The sequence below is a fragment of the Clostridium sp. AF19-22AC genome (genome assembly GCF_003479085.1).
Taxonomy (GTDB): Bacteria; Bacillota; Clostridia; order Lachnospirales; family Lachnospiraceae; genus Faecalicatena_A; species Faecalicatena_A orotica.
Genome location: NZ_QUGN01000004.1, coordinates 168,244 through 192,271 on the forward strand (window position 1 = coordinate 168,244; position 24,028 = coordinate 192,271).

The following is a 24,028-nucleotide window of genomic DNA, read 5'->3' on the forward strand; positions in this document are numbered from 1 at the left end:
CCTGAATCCAGACTAACCCAACCGCCCCCCACTGATTTAAACCCTGCAGCAAACAACAGCAATGATGGTACTGGACATTACTAAGAAAATATCTTTTGCAGTCAGACTTATAATGTAATAGCTATCTTTCTTATACGGACTCTCGATTCCTCTGACAATGGCTGATGATGCCAGTTCGTCCGCTATTTTCAGGCTTCTGAAAACCATAGGGACAATTGCATATTCCAATGTACTAAGCGGGTGAAAAAGGACTGTCCTTATAGACCGCAAAAAGCCTCTTACCTTCATAGCGTCTTTTACTTCACCAAACTCATGAACAAGGGTGGGAGCAAACCGGAGCATGACAATTATAATCAGCATTATATTTTCGGGAATCGGTAACTTCCTTATACTGGAAGTCAGTTTGCCTGAAGGTATATGCACTATCAGACACACAATCATCGCCGGCATCAATAGACGATAAAGCATATGAAATAACAGCGGTGATGGAAAAGAGATATGGTATTTTGTATTAATAGCCAGCCAAACTACCGACAGGATATATACCCCCAACATTCCTAATCCCATCGTAAATAACTCAAAATAGCATAACAATAGAAAAAGCCATATCATATATAAACCATGCCCCAGCAAACTGGTGCTTAAGAAGGAAGTGAAGCATGCGCAGACAGCCAACAGCAACACTGTCCTGCCATCGATCTGCTCCACTTTTCTGATGTTACTATGATTCATAATCATTCCAAAATACCAGCTTTCTGAAAATGTCTTCTTAATAGTCTCTGCCCGAACAGAACACCTAATACAGCAAGAAGACCGGTTATTGCACAGCCCAAAAGCATCAGCCCCGGATGGGTTGACATTAAAAACTGCATATCTAAGGTTTCCTGTGAAAAGCCACTATTTAATGCCATTTCTTTATAACTGTCCCATGCCCACCAGAGAGGCACCGCACATCCAACGAAATTCCCGATACTGTTTAAAGCCCAGCCAATCATATTGCGGATCGGCTTTCTATATGTATTTTTTCCAATCATAGACAGCTCGGAAATAACGCCTACAATCAGGAAATATGGCAGCAAGAAGGCGTAACCCATAAGTGCCTGGATAAGGCCATACACAAATGCCCAAACAAACAACAGCCCATGTTTGTTCACCCGGTTTGCCGCTACAAGGAAGAATACAGCTCCTAAAAAGCCGTCAATGGCGGCTGAACCATATAAATACACTTCTGAAAATGGCAATGTGACAGCGCTGACCACCATTGCTATCATATAATTGATTACCAACATGGCTGCAACCGTGATTACGTCTCTGATACTAAACTTACTTCCCTTTGTTTCACTCATATAAAGATCCTCCTGTAATATAGTGGTTTTGGTTAGTTGCTACTAACTATTAGTTAAAGCCTCGGCATGTTAGCAGCAACTAACTCTATTGTATTTTACAGGATTCTTTTTAATATTTCTACCCCTTTAAATGTGTATTTTTTTAAAATAGCCCATTTTAACAGTTTGTTTCATTCAAAGGCTTGTCACATCACAGGGCTGTAGATGACTTTATGAAACATTCAATTAAATTTCGTTTTACTTAAATATTAAATTATAAAATAATTGCCGCAGACTTTTTGATAAATCGACATTGTCACTATTATAAAAAGTACTGCGGCCTGAATCATTATATTAACTTCCAGCTTACTCTTACGTATTTCTATATCCGAAATAAGTTCTCTTTAGTCCTTATGACAAATAACATTTCTCTCAGCCCACTTCAAAGTACTCTTTCGCTTTCATATAGCCATTGCTGAATCACCCTTTTCGTGGGAGAAAAATTCCTGTAAAAGTCTTACAGCCTCGTTATCCATAGGCCGATGCCATAATATACGGCCATGCTCAATAAACATAAGATGTGTACAGCATTTGTATATCAGTTCAGGATCATGCGTTATCAGAAACAACGTTTTTTTCATTTCTTTTAGCTGTATTAATTTTTCTGAAACCTCAAGCATATGTCTATAATCCAATCCACTGGTGGGTTCATCAAATATGATTATTTCTTTCCCAGATGCAACAGCACTGCCAATAGCGACTCGCTGCTTTTCACCACCGGATAACGACATTGGGTGCAGTTTCAGTTTATCCGACAAATCAAGCCCGGCCAAAATTTCTTGTGCCCGAACCTTGTCCTCTTCCTCATTTTCTCCATCCATACTCAGCAAAAGTTCATCAAGTACATCTTCTGTAAAAAGCTGGTGATTTACATCCTGCATTACCATATAGGAAATATGCCGGCGCTTCTTCGCATTGAGAGCATTGCCATTTAATTTCAAAGTGCCCTTTGAAGATTTATCTAATCCGCATAGACATCTGGCAAAAGAGGATTTACCAGCTCCATTGTCACCAATGATTCCAATGATTTCTCCCTGCGGCAATGTTAAATTCGGTATGTTTACAATCGGATATCCCCGTTTTTCATATGAAAACCAAAAGTTATCAATCTGCAGGCTTTTTTCATTTGCTTCAGGTTTTTTTTCAGGCATCAAGTCAAATGGATTTAATGCACGTAATCCCATTTTCTTTAACTCCTTTGGATCTAGTTCCAAAAATTCCTCTCTTGTATATTCATTACATATCTCTCCGCGCTTCATATATATGATTCGGTCCGCATATGGAGCCAGGTAATAAAGGCGGTGTTCGGCAACGATTACTGTCTTATTTTCAGATTGCCATTGGCGAATTACTTCTGTTAAATCTTTTATCGAAGAAATATCCAAATTTGAGGACGGTTCATCCAAAACAAAAGTATTAGGGCAGATAGCATCTGCCGATGCACAGGCTATCTTCTGCTTTTCTCCACCAGATAAAGCAAACAGGCTCCGTCCAAGCAGATTTTCTAATTTAAGGCATTTTGTTGTATTCTCAAGCCTTGCCAGCATTTCCTGCACCGGCAACCCCAAATTTTCGCATCCAAACACAATCTCGCTTGTCGTATCTACATTGTAGAACTGTGTTCTCGGGTTTTGAAATACAGAGCCAACCATGGGGGCAATCTGATATAACTGATAATCCTTTACCTCTTTCCCATCCAAATAAATCTGTCCCGTTAACTGTCCATTATAATAATGCGGAATCAATCCGTTAATCAGGCGCGTCAAAGTTGTTTTACCGCAACCAGATTCACCACATAGTAAAACAGTCTCTCCATCTTCGATTTTCAAATTGATATTACGCAGGCTATTCTCTGATTCTCCGCTTTCATAGGTAAAGGACACATCTTTAATTTCTATCATTTCACTTCCCCTTCTACCATTTAATAATAAATAAGGTGACAAACAGCATAACGCCTGAAATTACTACCGCAATGGCATCGTAACAGGTAAATCCAACTCTCGTTATGCTTGACCGCTTTGCTGGATTATCCAGCCCACGGGTCAACGCTGCCGCAGACAGTTCATCACCAATCTTTACAACCGAAATCATAAGCGGTATGAAACGATATTCAAGCAGTGCCATTGGATTCTGCCAAAATTTTTTCGTACCAAACTGGATTTCCCTCATTCTCATAGCGTCTTTAATAGCTGCTGATTCTTCCTGCATGGTAGGCAAAAAGCGAAATAATACAGAAAGAGGAATGGTAATATTCCTACCGATATGCATTCTGCTCAGTGATGTAATACACTCACTGGCAGTAGTAGATTTAATTATGTAATTCCCCATTGCAAAAGCAGGAAAAAGCCTTAAAACCAATCCCACCAATAAAACTACAATCATATTGACAACCATGTGAAAACGAATTGAGTTTTGGATTTCCTTAACCACCAAAGCAGCTACAAACAGAACTATAAAAATGGCCGCTGCCTTATATTGTCTGTTTGTAAGTAATAGAATAAAAGGTATCAAAGCCACTGCAAGCATAAAAGCGGTATGGCCATATAAAAACTCGGCGGTAGCTACAACGGCCATCAGCAGTAATTTTGTCCGTGGGTCTAAATGGAATCCTTTCGTCTCTGTAACAGCAAGCATGTGCATCAAACAATACCCGCCCTCTCAAAGTGCTTCTTTAACATTTTATGACCGAGCAAAGCACCGCAAATCCCGCCGACAAACAAAATCACAAATCCCGCATACATCATCCATGATGGCATCATAGATTGTAATGTTTCTGCGTATTGGTTCCCCATGGAGCTGTGAATATTTTCCCAGTAGGACTGCCCGGCAATCCAAAGATTCGCAGGGCATCCCATCATGCCAAGGCAAAAACACGCATAGCTTAGGAGGGTAACGTTAAAGTTTTTATACTGACCGGCCTTTAACACAATATCAGCAAGAATTCCGCCCAGTGTCCACCCCACCAGCCCAATCCATGTATAGCCTATAAGAAAGAAAAACAGACCGCAGATGACACCTGTAATTGTCAGCATCCCGAATTTCTGAATTTTTGTGTAGTACAGCATCATAGGAATGCCACATACAAACGGCCAGATAAACAGAAGGAATGGATATATTACAGGCAGTGCAGTCAGTAATCCGAAAACAAAAAATATTACAAGAGTCATGGCAGTATAAATTCCTACATTGATAAGATCTTTTCCATTTAGTTTATTAGATTTTTGCATTTTAATCGTCCTTTCGTTATGACTAATTTCATATTTTATAGTTAGATTCAGCTAACTGTAGGGGAAATTTTTTGGGGATTAAATCCCCAAAACAGTTTGCCAGCCCGAGCTGAAAAATACCGATAGCGTATGAGCATACTTCAATGCAGCTGACTTTGGATAATTGTGCATAACAATTTCCGCAATTGAAGCATAGTAAGAATGGACCAACATATGCCACTCGTCCTCATCTAAATCATTGACAGGTACACCGCGTGCTTTTAATTCTGCAATGAGTTTTATTGTCTCCTGCACATCTGCGCGTACCAAGTCGTCTAAAAAGCCTGCATACTTTGTTCCTGACGAGCACATCAGAAGCAGCCTGAATACATCAAAATGCTCATAAATATATTCGATTATCTGGATAATCGTACTTTCTGACAGCCTCCACAAATTCTTAAGCTCATCTGTTTTTACTAAATCAAAATGCTTATCTATTGATTCTGAATATATCTTTTGGATTGTCTGAACAACTGATTCCACTAAAGAACCAAATAAAGCTTCCTTATCAGCAAAATGATTGTAAAAGGCACCATTGGTTACATTTGCGTCTTTACAGATTTCCCTAATACTGGCTCTTTCAAAGCCAAATTCTAAGAAGTGTTTCTTTGCACAGGCCAAAAGATTTTCATGAGTTTGCTGGAAATCCCTTGACATTTCCTCCCCTCCATTCTATACTATATTACACTGTAATATTACACCGTAATATAGATTTTACCACCCTTTTCCTAAAAAATCAATACCCAATTACAAATTCTGATTAGCAGAAAGGAAGATGTTTATATGAAATCAAAAGAACCGGGGGCAATCCGGCAGCTTTTTATGTTTGTTGGCAGTAGCAAGGGGAAAATGAAATTTTCCATTCTTATGGCCGTTTTAGGGGAACTATTTGGTATGGTTCCATTCCTTATACTGGCTATGTTGGCAGACTCACTCTATTCCGGAACAGCTACTACTAAAGATACGGTGATACTGGCGGGAATCGCGGCACTTTGCCAGTGCATTAAGACATTCCTTACATGGAGGTCGTCCCTTCTGTCCCACCGTATTTCCTTTACTATTTTACAAAATATACGTGAAAGAATTGCCGATAAAATGGCGAAGGTTCCCATGGGCGTCATGTTGGAAACCCCTTCCGGCATTTTTAAAAACTTAATTGTAGATAATGTGGCAAAGCTAGAGGATTCTATGGCCCATTTTATGCCTGAACTTCCGTCACACATCACAGCACCTCTATGCAGTATTCTATTAATCTTTATTTTGGATTGGCGCATGGGGCTGGCCTCTTTAATTACTGTCCCGTTGGGAGGTTTGTTTTTCGCTGCCATGATGCGCGGATATGCCTCCCGTATGGAAAACTATATGTGTTCTGCGAATGAAATGAACAGTTCTCTTGTGGAATATGTAAATGGTATTCAGGTCATTAAAGCTTTTAACCGGTCCAGCTCGTCCTATGGGCAATACTCAAAAGCTGTCAATTACTTCCACGACTGCACCATGGAATGGTGGAGTGAGTGCTGGCTATGGAATGCGGCCGCTCGTGCAGTCCTTCCCTCCACCTTACTTGGCACACTTCCTATCGGCGCTTTGCTTTTTATGAATGGTTCGATTACTTTACCGGTTCTGATGATATGTCTTATTGTCCCCCTTGGCTTTACAGGGCCGCTGATGAAAGTATCGGAAGCCATGGAGCAGGTAAGTATGATCAAAGGAAACCTTGAACAAGTTACTGCCTTCTTAAAAACTCCTGAACTGCAGCGGCCTGCGGACCCGGTTACTCTCACAGAACCGACATTTGAATTTAGTCACGTTTGCTTTGGTTATAACAAAAGTGAAGTGCTGCACGATATCTCATTTAAGACGTCACCGAAATCAATGACAGCGATTGTCGGTCCGTCCGGATCTGGTAAATCTACCATAGCCAAATTAATGGCGGGATTTTGGGATGCCACCTCCGGGACTGTGCTTTTTGGTTCACAGGATATTCGCAACATCCCCTTTGAGCAGCTGATGGGAGAAATCAGTTATGTTGCACAGGATAACTTTCTTTTTGATAAAACCATCCGTGATAATATCCGCATGGGAAATCCAGCCGCAACGGACGAACAAATAGAAACCGTTGCAAAAGCTGCAAACTGCCATGATTTTATCATGCAATTAGAAAAAGGCTACGACACTATGGCCGGAGATGCCGGAGACCGCCTATCTGGTGGAGAACGCCAACGTATCACCATAGCGCGTGCCATGCTTAAAAAAGCTTCCGTGGTTATTCTTGATGAAGCAACTGCCTATGCAGACCCGGAAAATGAAGCACTGATACAAGAAGCAATCAGTAAGTTAATTTCCGGGAAAACCCTAATTGTTGTTGCACATCGTCTGAATACAATCCGCAATGCCGATCAAATCCTTGTTGTAGCTGATGGGAAAATAGCTGGATGCGGAACGCAAAATGAACTGTTAGAGAACTGCCCTCTTTATAAGAAAATGTGGGAGAATTATTCAGATGCGGTAACTTCCAAAACGAAAGGAGAATCTTAGATGTTTGAAATGATTTCTCGTATTTATCAAATCGCCGGCTCCAGCAGAAAAAAAATAACAGTTGGAATACTGTGCAATATTTTAAAATCCTTTTTTCAAAGTTTTATGATGCTCAGTGTATTTTTAATCATGTTAAATCTTGATACACTAACCTCCTCAATAATTTTAAAAGCTGTAACTATCATTCTTATTAGTATTCTTGGACGTTTCTTTTTCCAATGGATGAGTGACCGTACCATGAGCGGAACCGGTTATGATATTTTCCGTGATTACCGTTTAGAAATTGGTGAGCGATTAAAACAAGCACCTATGGGTTATTTTTCAGAGCAGAACCTTGGAACCATCCAAACAATTTTAACCACTACCATAGCGGATCTGGAAGGTTACTCCATGATGGCTATCGAACAGATGACCAGTGGTGTTGCCATGGCATTCCTTATGTCTTTCATGATGTTCTTTTTCAACCCAATAATAGGGACACTAAGTATGATAGGCTTAGTAATTGGCCTGACAGTATTACGCCTGGTCAGACAGCGGGCCGCAGAACATTCGCCAATTTATCAGGCTGCCCAGGAAAATCTGGTTAATAAATGTTTAGAGTACATACGTGGGATTGCTGTTCTCCGTTCATTTTCAAACGGCAAAAGCGGCCAGCAAGAGGTACACACTGCATTTCAAAAGAAATGGGACGCTGATTATTCACAGGAAAAGGCAACCGCAGGTGTTCTCCGGCTATATGGCCTTGTCTATAAATTGATGAGCTGCGTCTTAATCGCTGCTGCTGGTATCTTATACATGGACGGAAAAATTTCCCTACCATTCTGTATGACATTTTTGTTTTGTGCATTTACCGTTTATTCTGATTTGGAAACTATGGGAAACAGTGCATTCTTGAGTAAGAAAATAAATACCGAATTAGACCGTTTGGAAGAAGTGACAAATATTCCCCAGATGGACACCACCACAGATAAACTCCATCCTTCCAATTATGAGATTTCATTAAAAGATGTATCATTTGGCTATGGTTCCCGCAGAATTATTGACCACATATCCTTAAACATACCAGAGCATACTACATGTGCGATTGTAGGTCCGTCAGGAAGCGGTAAAACGACATTATGTAACTTAATCGCTCGTTTCTGGGACGTTCAGGAAGGCTCTGTGTGTATTGGCGGCCAAAATGTGAAAGACTATACCGCTGACAGTGTGCTTGACTGTATCAGTATGGTTTTCCAAAAGGTTTATCTATTCCATGACACAATCGAAAATAATATTAAGTTTGGGAAGCCTGATGCGTCACTTGAAGAAGTAATGGAGGCAGCAAAAAGAGCCTGCTGTCATGACTTTATTATGGCCTTGCCGGATGGATATCAAACTGTAATTGGCGAAAGTGGATCTACATTATCTGGCGGCGAAAAACAAAGAATCTCCATTGCACGGGCAATTTTAAAAGACGCACCCATTGTCATTTTAGATGAAGCAACCTCCAGTGTTGACCCTGAAAATGAACAGGCTCTTTTATCTGCGATTGAGGAGCTGACTAAAAATAAAACTTTAATTTCCATAGCCCATCGATTGAGTACCGTACAAAAAGCTGACCAGATTATTGTGATTGATAATGGGCACGTCAAACAAAAGGGCACCCATGACCAGCTCAGTAAAAAGGACGGAATTTACCGGAATTTCCTTAAATTACGTGTGGAAGCCACCGGATGGCAATTATAAATATTACCCCATTTCACCCCTCTGTATCAATGAAAACCAGGGAAGGATTTAATGAATTCCTTCCCTGATTTTCTTTTTGTGCCAAGGCACTCATTTTCTCTTAACCTTCCAGAACCGGGCAGTCGTCAGGCCATATACCTCACCTTTCGCTTTTGCATAGACCTGTTTTTACTAAACAATTGCCTGAACCTACACATTCCTCTTTAATTTATTTTTCCTATCTAATCAAAGTATTTGCAGTTGCCAGTTTTTCCTCCCTTAACATAAGTTCTTTCCATACATCTACAAAGCCTTCCAAATTGTTTTTCGACAGCTTTTTCACCATCTGATTGATATAGTCCAGATATTCTACATGCATACAGCTTTTATTAATGCGGATCAATGTGAATGGATATCCCCAGGCCAGTAATTCATGTAGCTTTTTATAGCATTCCTGTACTACTTCTAAGTCACAGTTTTCATCAACATAGTTCAGAAAGAAAAAAACCGATAACCATGAGAAATATGCTCATAAGTTATCGGTTCTATGTTTTCAGGTGTTTATTCAGTAATATTTAGTCCACAAATACAGTTTCATTCACCCGTTTATTCAATGCATCAAATTGCTCCTTTGATATTATTGGCTCATAATTGCCTATATATCTCAACTCTTCTGAATATGATTTTGTTCTCGCCGTAACAACCCCTGCATAGTATACGGAGGCAGGCATTTTTCTCAATCTCTTTGCCCATATGCCTGCACTTCTCATTAGATTCCCCTGATTACTCCAATGTGATTCCACTTCTGTAAATGACAGCTCCATCACATTCTGTAAAGCAAGCAATGATATATCTTCTCCCGCCTGAAAGTATTGTTCCCGAAGTTCTATTTCTTTTCCCACCTGCCGGCAAATCCAACTATAGGGAATACTGTTTGCCGCCTCCTCGTAATTCAAGACAAGATGCTGTGTATCTTTTTTATAATCTATGAACTCCAATACCATGTATTCCGGCGGATTGTTCAGATAATCCATAACAAACTTTAAAGCAGACCTCACGCGAAAAGCTTCCATTTCCTCTACAACTAACTGCCTGTCCTTAATACGATAACCATAGGGTGCCTTTACGAACTCGGCCCTCTTTTTCATACGACTTTTCATACAATCCTTAATATTCTTCATATAGATTGTCCACTCCTTTTAATTTGAAAGTAATTAACTTGCTTTTCTCATACACAGCATATTAATTTCGTCCTGAAATTTAAAAACAACTTCAATATTATGATTCTTGTCTACCAACACTTTTTCAATAAAGGCATCAGCCAACTCCGGAGACAACGCCTCCTCATTTCTAAACTCATCGACCAATCGGGCAAAATCTGAATAGAATATGATATTTGCCTCATCATATTTTCGGATTCCTTCTTCCACCTTTTGAATTCCTGCCTCCAATGGAACAAGCTGTTCTGACAATTTCTGTTTTTTTATCAGATATTCTTCTCTGCTTACATGCCCTGCTCTGTAATCTTCATACAAGTTCATTTTCTTCTGCTTTATTTCTTCTGCCCTCTCCTGAAATCTTTCCATGATTGCATGGTAATCTGCCATATTATGATTCAAAGCCTTTAAGATTTTCTTTTTGCTGTCAGTAAATAATCTTAAATTGAATTGTATAACCGAAAACACTGCTTTTTCTAATACCGCTGTTTCAATAGGCGGAAAAGTACAATCCGACAATGGATTTTCACGCTTAGCCAAACAATAGTAAAAGTCATTATCTTCATGATATCTGCGCCTGCTTAATGCTGAACCGCAATGTACACAATACACATTTTTATATAATGCTGATACTCTGCGCCTCGGTCCACTTTTGCAACCACTTTTAGCAGCCCTCTCATCCAGCCACTCATTCACCCTGTTAAACTGCTCTTCTCTGATAATTTTCGGCTGTCTGTTTGGAACAAGAATTTGGTCCGCCTTATTCACTGCCCGTGTTCCTTTTGTCCCCAATACACAAGCCTCTTCCTTATGACGTACTGAATATCCCAAATAAGCTTTATTCCTTGCAATCTTTTTCAGTGTTGTTTTATTCCAGATAGAACTGGTCTTACATAATTTGGCATTGTATTTTTTAGCCAAATAAACGCTCGGCGGATCAATTCCTTTTTCAGCCAGGAACTTAATTATAAACTTATAACTTTTTTTCTGGTCTAATAGATCCATAATTATTTGTAGTACATATGCCGCCTCCCAATCCACCTCATATTCACGGTCAGCTGTATACCGATATCCATAAAGAGGTACTGGGCCGTTATGCTTTCCTTGAAGAGCCTCCTCCATCTTAATTCTCTTCTGAGTGGTAGACGCCTGAATTGGAACTAACCCATTAATCAAATTCTTGAATTTGGCTTCAAAATCTATACCATATTGATAATCTTTGCTGTCATAATCATCATTAATCGCAATATAGCGTACTTCCAAAAAAGGAAATATCTTTTCTAAATAATTGACGGTATCTATGGTGTCCCTGCCAAGTCTGGAGAAATCCTTCGTTGCTATTACTATCATATTTCCATATAAAGAACGGACTCTGCTCATCATATTCTGAAAATTAGGTCGGTTAAAATTACTGCCAGTGTAGCCATCATCAATAAATTCTTCTACTTGATAATCATGAAATTCACTGTGTTCCTCCTTGAATCGGTTAAGCAATCTTCTTTGGTTTGTAATGCTGCAGCTTTCATCGTCTCCATCTTCCCTGGAAAGACGTTCATAAAAAAGCAGAAATTTTTTCTTCATCCTCACACCGCCTTTGCAATCAAATCCATGCTGAATATATCTTCAAATTTGAAGATAACTTCCATGGAGGTTTTGTCTATAATTTTGATTTCCGAAATCAATTCATCAATAATCTCCGCTGTCACGCAGAGATTTCCCTGCTTGTCCATCAATGCAGAAAGCCATTTGTTCTTTAAAGAATATCTCCTGACCATATCATTTGACTCTATAATCAAACTCCCTTTTAGTGCCCTCAGTTCATCAACCTTCTCCATATTCTGTCTTTTAAATTCTATGTACTCTCTTTTATCCAGAATCTGATCTACATAATCTTCGTATAATTGTTGCTGCCTCACTAAAAGGCTCTGGATTTCCCGGTCAATGTCAGCAATCTGATTCTGGTATTCCCGTTTCAATTTGGTTATAAAAGAGTCCTTTTTATATGCTTTTTTCTCCTTCATTGCTATACTGACCCACTTATCTAAGAGGACCGTAACAGCTTTTAATACTGCTTTTTCATTGATAAATTTGTTCTTGCAATGATTAGGTGCTACATCATGTCCAGGACAATGATATTCAATACCTATTCCCTGCTTTGTATGATACCTGCTTTGTGACATATGCCTTCCGCAAACTCCACATACGAGCTTCCCTGCGAATAATCCATATTTCTTATCAATTTCTCTGGTAAAGCTATTCACCCAGATTTTCTGTGCGTTCTTTTGGGCCCTGTCATAAATTGCCTGCTTTATGATACGGGGTAGAGCATCCTCTTCAATATTCCATTCCTGCCGCGGCACCCTTTTTAATTTTTTTCCTTTATAATAGCTTTGTTCTGTTTTATGGGTAACCAAACAGCCAATATAAACGGGGTTCTGAATGATACTAGAAATGAAATTGCCCAGCCACAGATACTTTTCCGGGTTCTTTTCTACCTTTTCTGCTTTTCCATGTTTTATCAAGTGATAGGCTTTCGGCGAGGGAATATTCTCCCTATTCAATATTTGGGCAATCTTATAGTATGAATATCCTTCCAGCACAAACATGTTAAATATACGGACAACAACAGAGGCAGCTTCCGGGTCAATCACGAGTATTTTACTATTGGCTTTTGAACGCTCAAATCCATATGGCGGCCTCGCTCCCCAGAACTCCCCATTGCCTCTGGCCAGTTCATGGGCCTGGGTAAGTTTTTTGGAAGAGATACGGGCGTAATATTCATTTGCCAGATGTTTAATCACATAAACCATTCGTTCTTTGCTGCATTGTGGATCTGCACTGTCATATCCATCGTCTATGCTGATGAAACGAACATCTAATTCCGGGAATACTACATCTAACAGCTCCAGCGCTTCCAAATAGTTTCTTCCAAATCTGCTAAAATCCTTAACGATTACTGCATTGATTTTTCCAGACTTAATATCTTTGAGCAGTTCAGAAAAGCCCGGACGATTAAATGTAGTGCCCGAAACACCATTATCGCAGTATTCACCGGTCAGAATACTTCCTGACAGATTCCTGCTTATAAATTCCCCGTTTCTCTGCAGCTGATGACTAATGGAATCATCGTTTTTTATTTTATTGCTTCTAACCGATAAGCGTGCATAAGATCCAAATCTGTATTCTCTAAGTGAGAAAATAACTTGTTCTTCAACCAGATTCCTTCTGCTTTTTCTAGCCACACATGACACCGCCTTCCCCTAAGCTTTCCAGGAATGTTTCCATTTTCTGGTTAGGCAATTCTGTACAAATCTGTCTGATTTTTGCTATGACCTTTCTAAATTCATCTTTAAACCAGAACGTAATTTCCAGATTTCCCTTTTCGGAGACTTGAATACTCTTTATACAACTAACTACCAGCCTCCGGTCAAGTTCCTTTACCTGACCGAATTGCAAAAAATGATCAATCCATGCATTCTTACCACAGATATTCCGAAATATATTATCATTTTCTACCTTTTGCTGCTCAATCAGCTTTTCCAGTTCAGTACAACGGCTTGAATACTGTTTTTTCAGCTGAAGGTATTCCTCTCTTGTCAGCAGCTCGTCCTGATAGTCACCGTATAATGAGGCAGCTAATTTCATATTCCTCTGGTAATCCTTTTTTAACATTTCCATCCGAGAGCTTTCCTTCTGTACCCTGCGGTCCGAAAATGGTATTGTATCAACATATGACAAGATTGATTTTAAATCAGTAAGAACAGAAATATGGTATTGTATCAGCAGAAGAATGTTTTTTTTCAACTTTGATTCTGAAACCCTGTGAGGCGAACATGTCCTGCTATTCTCCCTGTTGGTAGAGCACACATAATATCCATATTCCTTTCCACCTGCTTTCGTGGATTTGCGTACAAGTGATTGATGGCAGTCTATACATTCCAGTAGCCCAGAAAAAAGATATACGGTTTCCTGACCAGGCGCTGTCCGCGTATCATGCTCTAACAAGTGATTGACAATCATAAAATCAATCCAGCTCACAAGGGGAGGCATTGCCCCCTCTACGACAGCCCACTCCTCTTCGCTTTTGTAGATTATTTTCTTTACTTTAAAGTTCGGAGTAGTGGTTTTTCCTTGTATCAGTATTCCCAGGTAAGCGGTATTATTAAGAATTCTTCCTACAGCTACGGCAGTCCAATGGCTACGTTCATATTTTTTAAATGTTGTCCTGTACCGGACCCCCTGTGATACTTTATAGTCTGCCGGCGGCAAAATACCAAGGCTGTCAAGCCGTGTTGCGATGGCATCCTGACTTAAACCACAGAGTTTCCAGCGAAAGATATCCCGCACCACCTCCGAAGCGATAGGGTCAAGAATCAACCTGTGATGATCATTTGGATCTTTTTGATAGCCATAATACGCGTATGCCCCGACAAAAAGTCCCTGCTCACGCATAGCCTTTAATGTATTTCGGATACTGATACTTGTATTTGCCGGATAGCTTTCATTTAACAGACTTTTAATGGGTAATGTTAGAAAATCCTCTTTGCAGGATTCGGCTTCACTGTCATAGTTATCATCAATCGCAATAAAACGGACGCCCCACTCCGGGAATCTACGCTGTACATACCGCAATACTTCCGTAAAATCTCTGCCCAAACGACTCAGATCTTTTACGATAATACAGTCAATCTCCCCACTTTTAATCAGATTCAGGATTTTCTTGAAACCGGGGCGATTGAAGTTTGTACCAGTATACCCATCATCGACTGCTTCACCGATGATTTGGATTTCCTGTTGTCCGCCACAATAACGCTGTACTATGACTCTTTGATTTTTAATGCTGTCGCTTTCAATCTGATCGCCATCCTCCACGGATAAGCGCAGATAAGCATAAGCACGATAGATATGATTTTTACGCATAAAAACAGCTCCTAACCACTTATTAGTTAGCGCATGAACCCTGGGTCATACATCAAATAAGTAGCAGGAACCTGCTTAAATGTTTAGTTCTATTCCGCTTTTATTTTACCATGATTCATTCCAGTTGTCCACACCTATCTAACCATTTATCACCTTCTTTTTTTCTCTTTTGCGAATCTCAATCAACACTCTGCTTTTTCTATCAAATTTTCAATTATGTCGGATAAGGTCCTGCCCGTACTTGAATAAGATACCTTTATCTTCATGTCCCCCACGCGGAACAGGTAGGGATTTACTCCTTCGTCCAGTATTTTTCTCATTCTCTTCTCACATGGTAAAGAGGTATCTATTTTTACACTATTCAAATCCACCAGCGTATCAATATCAACCTCATCCAACTTTATCTGTTGGAAAGCATCCAGCTCTTCAATCGTAAGCATTTCTCTATACCTCCCGGGACAATGATTTTCTTTACATCTTCTTAACGATATTTCACAAACGCCAAAAGTGTCATACTCAATACAGACCTTATGAAATGGTTGTATCTATCATCTCCCGGTTCCATCACGAAGGGTAAATCCGGCTTTATTCATGTTTTCTTTAATACAAGCAGCAGTCTCCAGTAAAAAACTCGCTTCTCTCCCTGAACAGCCTTTTATGATATTTATAAAGGCCAATATGTACTGTTCCTTCGTGTCACCAATATCTGAAGATTCTATCAATACAGGGTATACGTTCAATGCCTCCAATACATTCAAGTAGGATTCCATACTTAAATTTCTCAAACCGTTTTCAACTTTACTCATATGATTTGCAGACACCCCTGCCCGTTCTGCAAGCTTCTCTATTGTATATCCTCTTTCTTCTCTTAAAGTACGAATGTTTTGAGCAATATTAAAATTGTTAACCATCTTCGTACCATACTCCTTTTTAAGTTTGAATGTATTTTACATGATGATTTCCTGTTTGAGAACGGACTGTAAAGACCAATATCATCCAATTCTAGCGTATAATTTGCCATTTCAGATTTTCCGACATAAATCCAGAAAAAAAGAACTGCCTGTAGATGGCAGCTCTCTTACAAAACATATTCTATTTTCAACTAATGCCGTAAATTTATACTCACGCAACTTTATCATCATTGTCATTATTTGAAAGGGCTATTTTGCTTAAACTGCCTTTCATCGACTCAATTGTGTCTAAGTAAAACTGAAGTTCCAACTCCGGACATTCCTTTAAGATACATAAGAAACGTGACAATAGTTCTATGCTCTTTTCCGTCCCATCTGCTTCAGATACCAAAACAGGAACAACCTCTAAAGCTTCCAGTATTTTTATATATGTTTTCATGCCGATTGTCCTGGAGCCAGATTCTACCTTACTCAGATGGCTATGTGATATTCCGGCCAATTCGGCCAGGGCTTCCTGGGTCAGACCTCTTTCTTCGCGTGCCCTTCTAATGTTCTCTGTTATTGAACATGTATGATCCTTCATATGTTTGTCTCCTGTTTACCGTTTATCGAGTGTCCCCATACTACGATTTTTCATCGCAATACACGTTTAAAATTATTACCTATCATTTTTTCACTTTCATCTCGCAAGCCCATTCACATTGATTTAAAATGCTGCCATCACACCACCAGTAGCTCTCTATAATCAGCGCGACTCCTCCACTCAACGGTTTACCATAAAAATATGTGCTATTATAGAGCATGCCTTTTTCTATGTCAACATTTTTTGATTTAATAGACATTTTTTCTCGTTTACTCGAACCATATCCCATCGAATAGAGTAGAGAAATAACAGCGAGTGTTATTTCCCTCTCATTGAACCGTACGTACGGGTCTCGTATACGGCTCTACAACCTATATTCCAACATTTCTTAGATAATAGTTTAAAGGATTGAGCAGTCCTGCTCCGTCCTTTATTCTTGTTTCCAGTACTTCCGGACTGATTATATAATTAACAACATTCATTCCGCTTCGTCTATACCAACCGAGCCTTGAGTTTGCTACCTTATATATGGCTTCATGGTCAAATCCACACTTATATTTCTGGTTTAAATAGCACAGATTTTTGTATATTCTCTTAGGCACTTTCCATTGTTTTAGAACAATCACCCTCATCTTGTGCCTTAGCCATGCTCCAAACTCTTCCATAAATTGTTTCATCATTCCGATTCTGAAATAATTAATCCACCCTCTCGCTATTTCATTCACTCGTTTTATTGTTTCAGCCAGCGGTCGTGCAATCGCTTTATTTCTTTTAAGGTATTCACTTAGCTTCTGTTTCAGTTTCTTTTTCTTTCCTGTTGTGGGTTTTACTTTCCATTCCCCTCCATGTTTGAGAAAAGTGAAGCCAAGATACTTACTTCTTGTTGGTCTGACTACTTTCGTTTTTGTAACATTAACTTTTAGGAACAGCTTTCTTTCTATCCATTCTGTTATGGATTTCATTACTCTGTTGGCTGCTTTTTCACTTTTAGTGAATACTATTGTGTCATCTGCGTACCTCGTAAACCGAAGTCCCCTTTGTTCCAGTTCCTTATCTAATTTATCAAGATATACGTTTGACAGCACAACAGACAGGGGACCACCTTGTGGCACTCCGCTTATTGCTGCTTTTTCCAGCCCTTTTTCCATTGCTCCTGCTTTCAGATATTTCCGAATCAGGTGCAATGTGGTACTGTCATTCACTTGCTCTCTAAGAATTTGAATTAATTTGTCATGATTTACTTTATCAAAGAATTGCTCTATATCTATGTCTATCACCCATTCATATCCCTCGTTCAGATACTCCAGTGCTTGTTTTATGGCATCATGACAACTTCTTCCAGGTCTGAAACCATAGCTAAATTCACTGAATATTTCTTCATAAATATCTATAATTGGCTGAGCAATCGCTTGTTGTATTACTCTATCTAAAACCGTTGGAATCCCCAATGGCCTCATTTTTCCATTATCTTTCGGAATATAAACTCTTCGTACTGGTTTGGGCATATAGGTTCGGTTTCTGATTGATTGAACAATTTCGTCTTTGTTTCCTTTGATGTATGCACCAAGTTCCCCGACTTTCATTCCGTCAACTCCACCTGCCCCTTTATTCGCTGCTACTTTCTTATAAGCTCTGTTTAGATTTTCCTTTGATGTAATCACATCTATTAATTCCATTGTTGTTACTCCTCTTATTATCACAAAATTTATGCACATCACCCCTCTCGATCCAGACAGTATTCCTCGGTTACGTTCCTACTTTTCCAGTCCATCTGATTTCTGGCTAATGCATCATTCTTTTAATAACGATTCGTACTATAAATCGTTTCAGTCCTTCGGCTTTTACCCCTACTATGACTTCATCTGACTCCCTCCCCAAACCTTTTTCGACCATATCTTACGATATGTGGGTAGGGTCTCCCAAGGTAAGACACTAATCTTTCATTCCACAACCTCTTGATTTACAACTTCGGTTTACGTTTACCATTTGGGCTTCGGCTTGGTTTGCAGCCTTCCCCACCTAATCGCCTTATCAAGTTTCTGTTCGTAGGCTCAAGAACTTTGCTACACCACTTCCTCCATCTATATCATTACTGATACCGACTTGTGATTCGCTACACTTGGCGGTAAAAACCCGTGGCTGGACTTTCACCAGCAAGATTAGTGCCATGCTTGGCACACAAAACAAGAGACATCTCAAAGATCAGAGATGCCTCTTGTCCAGCTTTAACTTTCTGTTTCTATCTTTTCTAAGCTTAAATAAGCGTCCAAAATACAAAGCATCACCCGCTTTTGCTCTGGCGTTAATTGATATATACGTTCCAGCAATTCCTTATCAGCATTATCCTCCGTATATCCAAACAGATAATTGGGGGATGTACCTAAAACATCACATATAATGAATAAAAGCGAAACGCTGGGAAGCTTATTGCCAGCTTCCAACTGCCTGATATATCCATGGTTTACATGACACCTTTCAGCCAATTCCTGGTATGACAATTTGCATTCTTTTCTTTTACCTCTCAACTTAGCACCGAATTCTTTTGGGTCCACATCACACCTCACCATCTATATGCATATTACCATTAGCTACTTTTGTTATCTTCTAGTATAATTCCACTTTCCCCTCCGCAACAGTCCACCAAAATATGACACATGTTATATCTCAGTTTCATTTGTATATAAAAAGATTGTCTATTTCAGGGAACATTTGTAGATTAGTTTTACTAGACATCCATATGAATAAACGTTATCTTATAGATACGAAAATAAACTTTTAGATAACATTTCGGAGGAAAATACTATGAGGCTGGCTTCAAAATTTTTAACAGCACTAGAAGGTAATTTCGATTCTTCCCAGGTCGAGAAGGCGTTCTTTGAAACAAATCAACTTTTTCTATCGCAAAGTGATGTAAGTGATGAAGATATCTCTGATTTACTGGATGTTTGTAAAGAATTCTTTCCTTTACCCTATCTTACTGAAGACAAACAGTATGAGCAACTTTGGGCCCGGCTTGAACCTGCATACTATCGGCATATAAAAGAATGGGAACAATTCACTCAGGCTATAGCGCGCTGCCGAAAAAAGCGCAAACTAAAACGGCTCTGTATTGCTTCTCTTGTTAGTATTCTTTTTATTATTACTTTTGTATTGCTTATTGTACACCGTCCAGTTTCCAAATCCGAATGCTGGATTTGTTCGGGTAAACTCCAATCGTATATCTCGTATGAGTCTGCATTTGGTGTAATAAACTTAAACTCACGATCCGTTAGTACTATTCCAAAAGGAAGTTGGGAGGGAAATCATAGTGTCACAATCACCTCTTCCGAGAACGGAACTATGATTATAACCTCACCCATTACCTCCGAGAGCTATCGTGCAGATATATATATGCAGGCTGACTCCCAGCCAGATGAATCTCTTATATCAAAATATCTATGTACGGATTGTGTAAAGATATGGAGTGAGAACAAATACGATGTACTTCTCATGGACGCATCAGGTACACCTTTTCCTATATCTGATAGTATGGAACTTGCTTTGCCACCATATACAGTCACTGCGTCTTCCAAAAGTACAGAATGCATCCGCATTACCTTTGAGAAAACGAAATAAAATACGAGCTTTTTACGTAAGATACATACACAAAAGAAAACGCCACATGAACATAGTGAAGTGTTCATGCGGCGTTTGCCAAAGTAACAATTTACATCATTTTGTCCGGACACCCACCCTAAAATTTATTTTAATTTATTGCATTAAAAGATTGTTGTATTTTTTCACATCATATCCGTTTCCGATTCGATAAATGGAGGGATTTCTGATTTAAGAAAACCGTCCCAAAAATCATGATTTAACTTTAAGTGTTTCATAACCTTTGCTTTTATAAAAGAATTGTTCATAAAATATGAATAAATGTCTTCTTTAGTAACTTCCTTTATTACAGTTAATTTATTTGTGACCCACCAATCACCGCTATATTGAACACAATGTCCCTCTGCTTTCACTTGAAAAAGTCTTATTGCAGATAATGATCCTCTTTTATAGTTTTTTATGGATTCTAAATATTCCGTTCTGCCTGGACACAATGCTACGCCCTCTATTGTTGTACAAAAATGTAAATAGCAATCCTGAAAATCTGTAACATATGGATTTCTTACTTTTACTATACATGGTATATTGAGTCGATATTCACAGCCTTTTGTTTTCAAACGCCCATTTATTTCAGGTATAGCCTTATATCCATACATTGGTTTTGATAATTCCAGATTTCCAACATCAACATCATCACAATCATGAATCACTTTTATTATTTTAATATCACATAAACGTATCTTAATTTCTTTATCCACCACAGAATGAAAACCATCTGGTTCTTGCTGTTCACGCCTTAAAATAAGTTCATGTTTTGTTATTTCCACTGGAAAGGCTATTATATCCATATTATTCTTTAAATATATTTTAAAAACATAAAGTCTTACATTACTATATATTTTTATTTCATTTATATAAATTCTATTCATTTTACAATAATCGTGGATTAAACACAGGAAGTCGCTTTCATATGGTAACATTGTCATGTTATTCTGTATATTTCTTGTCTGGAGAATCATGTGCTTCTCCCTGTTTCTTTCCCATATTTCAAATTCGACTATCATTAATATTTCCTTAACATATTTTTTTATCTCATCTATCAAATTAACCCTCCACAAAAAAGCTATTATTTAGACTTTTATGTTACTTGTTATTTCGTAATTTGTCAAACTTTGGCTCGTTCCATTAACAAAACAAAATGCAAAAGGGAGCCGCAATAACGCGCTCCCTTTAATAATCATCAACCAATTACTTGAGAATATTCTAAATATACAGAGACACAGATTATGCCTCCTCACCCTTTTTCTTTTCTTCATAAGTTATATAAGCGTCCAGCATACATATCATTGTGTTTTTTTGTTCTGGACTAAGCTTATACAGGCGATTTAATAGTTGCTTATCATCGCCTGCTTCTGCATATTCCAAGAGGTAATTGGGGGACGTTTCCAACTCATCACACAGGCTCAATAACAATGGCATACTGGGAACCTTTTTCCCGCTTTCCAATTGTCGGATATAGCCGTCATGTACATGACATAGATCAGCCAATTGCTGGCTTGTCAATCCACACTGTTTACGTTTTTCCCTGATTTTCCTACCTAATCTCTTGGTATTCATTTAATCCCACCATTCACTAATAGTTACATTTGTTATAATTTAGTATACAATCCGGTTCTTCAAATATACAGACCACCATTTTATTACATGCATTAACTTTTAGTTACAAACAACAGTAAAAGAACAATCTAAAAGCACAAACTATCAGCCCTGTTTTCAGCGGATTTTATTGTTACATTCCGCTGCCTGCCCAAAATTCCACATATCTGTATGCATTACTGTCTATTATGGTTCCATAATCTCCCAGTGTATAACCATAGAGACGCAGGGCACATGTCCTTCTGGTGTCTATCAGGTCATAATTGTAACTATTTGCATAAAAAGGGGGTTTTGAATTAACGCCTGCAAGATAGCTGGTATATACTTGATTAATTCTGCTATACGCACAATATCCCTTCTGGGAATCCCTCCTGTATCAGTGCCTCATATCTAGTTTGATTGATTACTTTTTTGTTATCCACCACTTATTCCTCCATATTCCATCTGCTTATTCTAAATCATTTCTGCGCATTATCGAATTTTCTTTTCTCCTGGCCGGATAATATCTGGAATCTGTAGTTTTAACCGCTCCGCAAACTCCATTGCGCTAACAAACTCCGTTTTTTCATAGTCTACAAGTTTTTCTGGCAGATTATAAATTTCTGTATCAGCATAATAATATAATCCCCGCAAGGTTCCAGCATCATATCCGAAATCCTCCGGCTTATATTCCGCCATACTTTGCAGACAATTCAATGGCCAGCATTCAACCTTTTCATCCTCATCATCTGCAAAAATATAGTCTTTGCCGTCCTGATCAAGCCGCAGAAAATAGATTATATCCTCTGATAAGGCAGAGATAATAAGAGAGTGGCAGCCATCATCCTCAAAACCATAAATTTCTCCTGATACCATCTTATTTATGGAGATATCCTCTATCAATTCCATTTGTTGGACAATATTCTGGATAGTCTTTAGCATTTCGTAATCTTCAGATATAGATTTTGAAAATATCTCACCCAATTCCGCACTACCAAGGTCGTTTCCAATTATTTTTCCATTGTAATCAATGTTGCCTGCGTTTGGTTCTTCAATTGCACCGCCAGATTTCCGGTAAGGAAGAGTATAAAACCAGCGCCCTTCTTTTATGGTTTCTCCATATATGACTGAACCGGCAAATTCGTGTTCAAATGACACCGCCACTTCCCGGCATCTTCCTTTCAATGTCCAGCCTACATGTTCCATGTTTATTTCTATGCTCACCACCTCCTATTGATAGATTAATGTCTGTTCTTCGACTTGAATATCACGATCTGTCTGGATAACCTCACACGCCCGTCCTTCAATCTCTTCCCAGCTCAACCCGGTAAAATTATGAATGCAGGTAATTAGGGAACTTCCCTGTTCCATGTACAGATACTCCTTTGTACCGGCATCAAAAAACATATAAAAATCAAAATCCGGTTCAAAGCTGTCGTCCTCATCATCTTCATATTTTTCATACCAGACACCGCTATGTATTTGCAAGCCAAGTTCCTGGATAACCAAGTGTTTTTTGTCCAGCCAGACCTGATGTTCCTCATCCGTTTCAAAAAGGAAGTTCTCGCCATCCCATTCTTCCTCTTCCAATTCCTCCAGACGGCCTATTGTAGTATTGATTTTCTTCTCCATAAGTCACCTCGCTTTTTCCTTTGCAGAGCGCAGTTTTTCCCTATTCTGCTCAAACTGGCTCATAATATCTCCCTGCAGCCTGTCATGAAAATCCTTTGTCACTGGATAGCAGATATCCTGATATTCCGCCTTTCCTTCAACCATGCGTCGCTGGGAAGGCATAGCCACAAAGTTATTTCCTGCAAAGGATCGTTTGACAGAAATCTGATTAACTACAAATACATCACCAATCACAAGTCTGGCATATGCCTTAGTGGTATTGGACAAATCTCTGTTGTTTACTACCTGAACATAATAGTCAAAATCTTCCTCCCCATAAGTGAGGTCAACTTCGTTTTTCCCTCCCATACGTTCCTGGTACGCCTCCAGAATTTCTCCCCTTAATGCGGTACTGAAATCCGTAGTTTTTGGAAAAAACACATCACTGTATATCGGCTTATTCTGTTCATCTTTTTCCCCCGTTGGATACTGCGGCATACTCACATAAAGATTCCCTGATCTTCCCTCCCTGATAGTGATACCGGTTACTTTAAATCTGTCACCGAACGTTACCGCAGCAAATGCCCTCAGTTTTTTATCTTTCTCTGTTGATACCTCATAAATATTTACTGTATATTTCATAATTTAGTCTCCTTCTACTTTT

General features: G+C 39.0%; 24 protein-coding genes. 3 read left to right on the forward strand and 21 right to left on the reverse strand.

Annotated elements, in window-relative coordinates; translation table 11 throughout:
* Positions 1-36: 36 nt before the first annotated feature.
* The 6 genes from DWX43_RS06345 to DWX43_RS06370 form a co-directional block, all read right to left on the reverse strand.
* Positions 37-732, reverse strand: coding sequence for an energy-coupling factor transporter transmembrane component T (locus DWX43_RS06345; RefSeq protein WP_330385484.1), 696 nt, complete (start codon positions 730-732; stop codon positions 37-39).
* Positions 733-734: 2 nt separating this feature from the next.
* Positions 735-1,346: an MptD family putative ECF transporter S component gene (locus tag DWX43_RS06350; protein WP_006567746.1), complete on the reverse strand. Its 612-nt coding sequence runs from the start codon at positions 1,344-1,346 to the stop codon at positions 735-737.
* A 440-nt stretch (positions 1,347-1,786) separates the two neighbouring features.
* On the reverse strand, positions 1,787-3,286 hold the full coding sequence (locus tag DWX43_RS06355; protein ID WP_006567747.1) for an energy-coupling factor ABC transporter ATP-binding protein: 1,500 nt from the start codon (positions 3,284-3,286) through the stop codon (positions 1,787-1,789).
* A gap of 13 nt (positions 3,287-3,299) precedes the next feature.
* A complete protein-coding gene (locus tag DWX43_RS06360) occupies positions 3,300-4,025 on the reverse strand; it encodes an energy-coupling factor transporter transmembrane component T (protein WP_006567748.1) in 726 nt (241 codons plus the stop codon).
* The gene (locus DWX43_RS06365; RefSeq protein WP_006567749.1) at positions 4,025-4,612 is read right to left on the reverse strand and encodes an MptD family putative ECF transporter S component; all 588 of its coding nucleotides are present in this window, start codon (positions 4,610-4,612) and stop codon (positions 4,025-4,027) included. Before DWX43_RS06365 ends, DWX43_RS06360 begins: the two co-directional genes overlap by 1 nt.
* Before the next feature lie 78 nt (positions 4,613-4,690).
* Positions 4,691-5,308, reverse strand: a complete 618-nt coding sequence (locus DWX43_RS06370; RefSeq protein WP_006567750.1) for a TetR/AcrR family transcriptional regulator — start codon at positions 5,306-5,308, stop codon at positions 4,691-4,693.
* Between the two features lie 126 nt (positions 5,309-5,434).
* Between DWX43_RS06370 and DWX43_RS06375 the strand changes: the two genes are divergently transcribed.
* Entirely contained in the window at positions 5,435-7,189 is a 1,755-nt protein-coding gene (locus tag DWX43_RS06375; protein WP_006567751.1) for an ABC transporter ATP-binding protein, read from the forward strand.
* Complete coding sequence (locus DWX43_RS06380; RefSeq protein ID WP_006567752.1) at positions 7,190-8,914, forward strand: ABC transporter ATP-binding protein; 1,725 nt, start codon at positions 7,190-7,192, stop codon at positions 8,912-8,914.
* Between the two features lie 217 nt (positions 8,915-9,131).
* Here DWX43_RS06380 and DWX43_RS26900 read toward each other — a convergent pair whose 3' ends face one another.
* From DWX43_RS26900 to DWX43_RS06425, 10 genes are all read right to left on the reverse strand, one after another.
* Positions 9,132-9,296: a hypothetical protein gene (locus tag DWX43_RS26900; RefSeq protein ID WP_008726751.1), complete on the reverse strand. Its 165-nt coding sequence runs from the start codon at positions 9,294-9,296 to the stop codon at positions 9,132-9,134.
* Positions 9,297-9,468: 172 nt separating this feature from the next.
* Positions 9,469-10,074 carry a hypothetical protein gene (locus tag DWX43_RS06385; protein ID WP_006567754.1) on the reverse strand — a complete coding sequence of 202 codons (606 nt, stop codon included), beginning with the start codon at positions 10,072-10,074 and terminating at the stop codon, positions 9,469-9,471.
* 33 nt (positions 10,075-10,107) lie between these two features.
* Complete coding sequence (locus DWX43_RS06390) at positions 10,108-11,691, reverse strand: recombinase family protein (RefSeq protein WP_006567755.1); 1,584 nt, start codon at positions 11,689-11,691, stop codon at positions 10,108-10,110.
* 2 nt (positions 11,692-11,693) lie between these two features.
* Positions 11,694-13,352: a recombinase family protein gene (locus DWX43_RS06395; protein WP_024739136.1), complete on the reverse strand. Its 1,659-nt coding sequence runs from the start codon at positions 13,350-13,352 to the stop codon at positions 11,694-11,696.
* Positions 13,345-15,030: a recombinase family protein gene (locus DWX43_RS06400; protein WP_006567759.1), complete on the reverse strand. Its 1,686-nt coding sequence runs from the start codon at positions 15,028-15,030 to the stop codon at positions 13,345-13,347. Before DWX43_RS06400 ends, DWX43_RS06395 begins: the two co-directional genes overlap by 8 nt.
* Positions 15,031-15,212: 182 nt before the next feature.
* Complete coding sequence (locus tag DWX43_RS06405) at positions 15,213-15,470, reverse strand: DUF6870 family protein (RefSeq protein ID WP_006567760.1); 258 nt, start codon at positions 15,468-15,470, stop codon at positions 15,213-15,215.
* 108 nt (positions 15,471-15,578) lie between these two features.
* Positions 15,579-15,941: a helix-turn-helix transcriptional regulator gene (locus DWX43_RS06410; protein WP_006567761.1), complete on the reverse strand. Its 363-nt coding sequence runs from the start codon at positions 15,939-15,941 to the stop codon at positions 15,579-15,581.
* Positions 15,942-16,152: 211 nt separating this feature from the next.
* Positions 16,153-16,524, reverse strand: a complete 372-nt coding sequence (locus tag DWX43_RS06415) for a helix-turn-helix transcriptional regulator (RefSeq protein ID WP_006567762.1) — start codon at positions 16,522-16,524, stop codon at positions 16,153-16,155.
* Positions 16,525-16,895: 371 nt separating this feature from the next.
* Complete coding sequence (ltrA, locus tag DWX43_RS06420; protein WP_024739147.1) at positions 16,896-18,200, reverse strand: group II intron reverse transcriptase/maturase; 1,305 nt, start codon at positions 18,198-18,200, stop codon at positions 16,896-16,898.
* Positions 18,201-18,749: 549 nt separating this feature from the next.
* Entirely contained in the window at positions 18,750-19,076 is a 327-nt protein-coding gene (locus tag DWX43_RS06425) for a helix-turn-helix transcriptional regulator (protein ID WP_233458272.1), read from the reverse strand.
* Between the two features lie 250 nt (positions 19,077-19,326).
* Here DWX43_RS06425 and DWX43_RS06430 point away from each other — a divergent pair, with 250 nt between their 5' ends.
* Positions 19,327-20,139 (forward strand): hypothetical protein, encoded by an 813-nt coding sequence (locus DWX43_RS06430; RefSeq protein WP_008724765.1) that lies wholly within the window; start codon positions 19,327-19,329, stop codon positions 20,137-20,139.
* A 164-nt stretch (positions 20,140-20,303) separates the two neighbouring features.
* Here DWX43_RS06430 and DWX43_RS06435 read toward each other — a convergent pair whose 3' ends face one another.
* The 5 genes from DWX43_RS06435 to DWX43_RS06455 all read right to left on the reverse strand — a co-directional run bounded on the left by DWX43_RS06435 (position 20,304) and on the right by DWX43_RS06455 (position 24,006).
* Positions 20,304-21,221, reverse strand: coding sequence for a hypothetical protein (locus DWX43_RS06435; RefSeq protein WP_008724762.1), 918 nt, complete (start codon positions 21,219-21,221; stop codon positions 20,304-20,306).
* Positions 21,222-21,402: 181 nt separating this feature from the next.
* Positions 21,403-21,735 carry a helix-turn-helix transcriptional regulator gene (locus tag DWX43_RS06440; RefSeq protein WP_006567768.1) on the reverse strand — a complete coding sequence of 111 codons (333 nt, stop codon included), beginning with the start codon at positions 21,733-21,735 and terminating at the stop codon, positions 21,403-21,405.
* Between the two features lie 510 nt (positions 21,736-22,245).
* Positions 22,246-22,977, reverse strand: coding sequence for a hypothetical protein (locus DWX43_RS06445; RefSeq protein WP_141709597.1), 732 nt, complete (start codon positions 22,975-22,977; stop codon positions 22,246-22,248).
* A gap of 6 nt (positions 22,978-22,983) precedes the next feature.
* The gene (locus DWX43_RS06450; RefSeq protein ID WP_006567770.1) at positions 22,984-23,385 is read right to left on the reverse strand and encodes a hypothetical protein; all 402 of its coding nucleotides are present in this window, start codon (positions 23,383-23,385) and stop codon (positions 22,984-22,986) included.
* 3 nt (positions 23,386-23,388) lie between these two features.
* Positions 23,389-24,006, reverse strand: a complete 618-nt coding sequence (locus DWX43_RS06455; protein WP_006567771.1) for a septation protein SpoVG family protein — start codon at positions 24,004-24,006, stop codon at positions 23,389-23,391.
* Between the last annotated feature and the right edge of the window lie 22 nt (positions 24,007-24,028).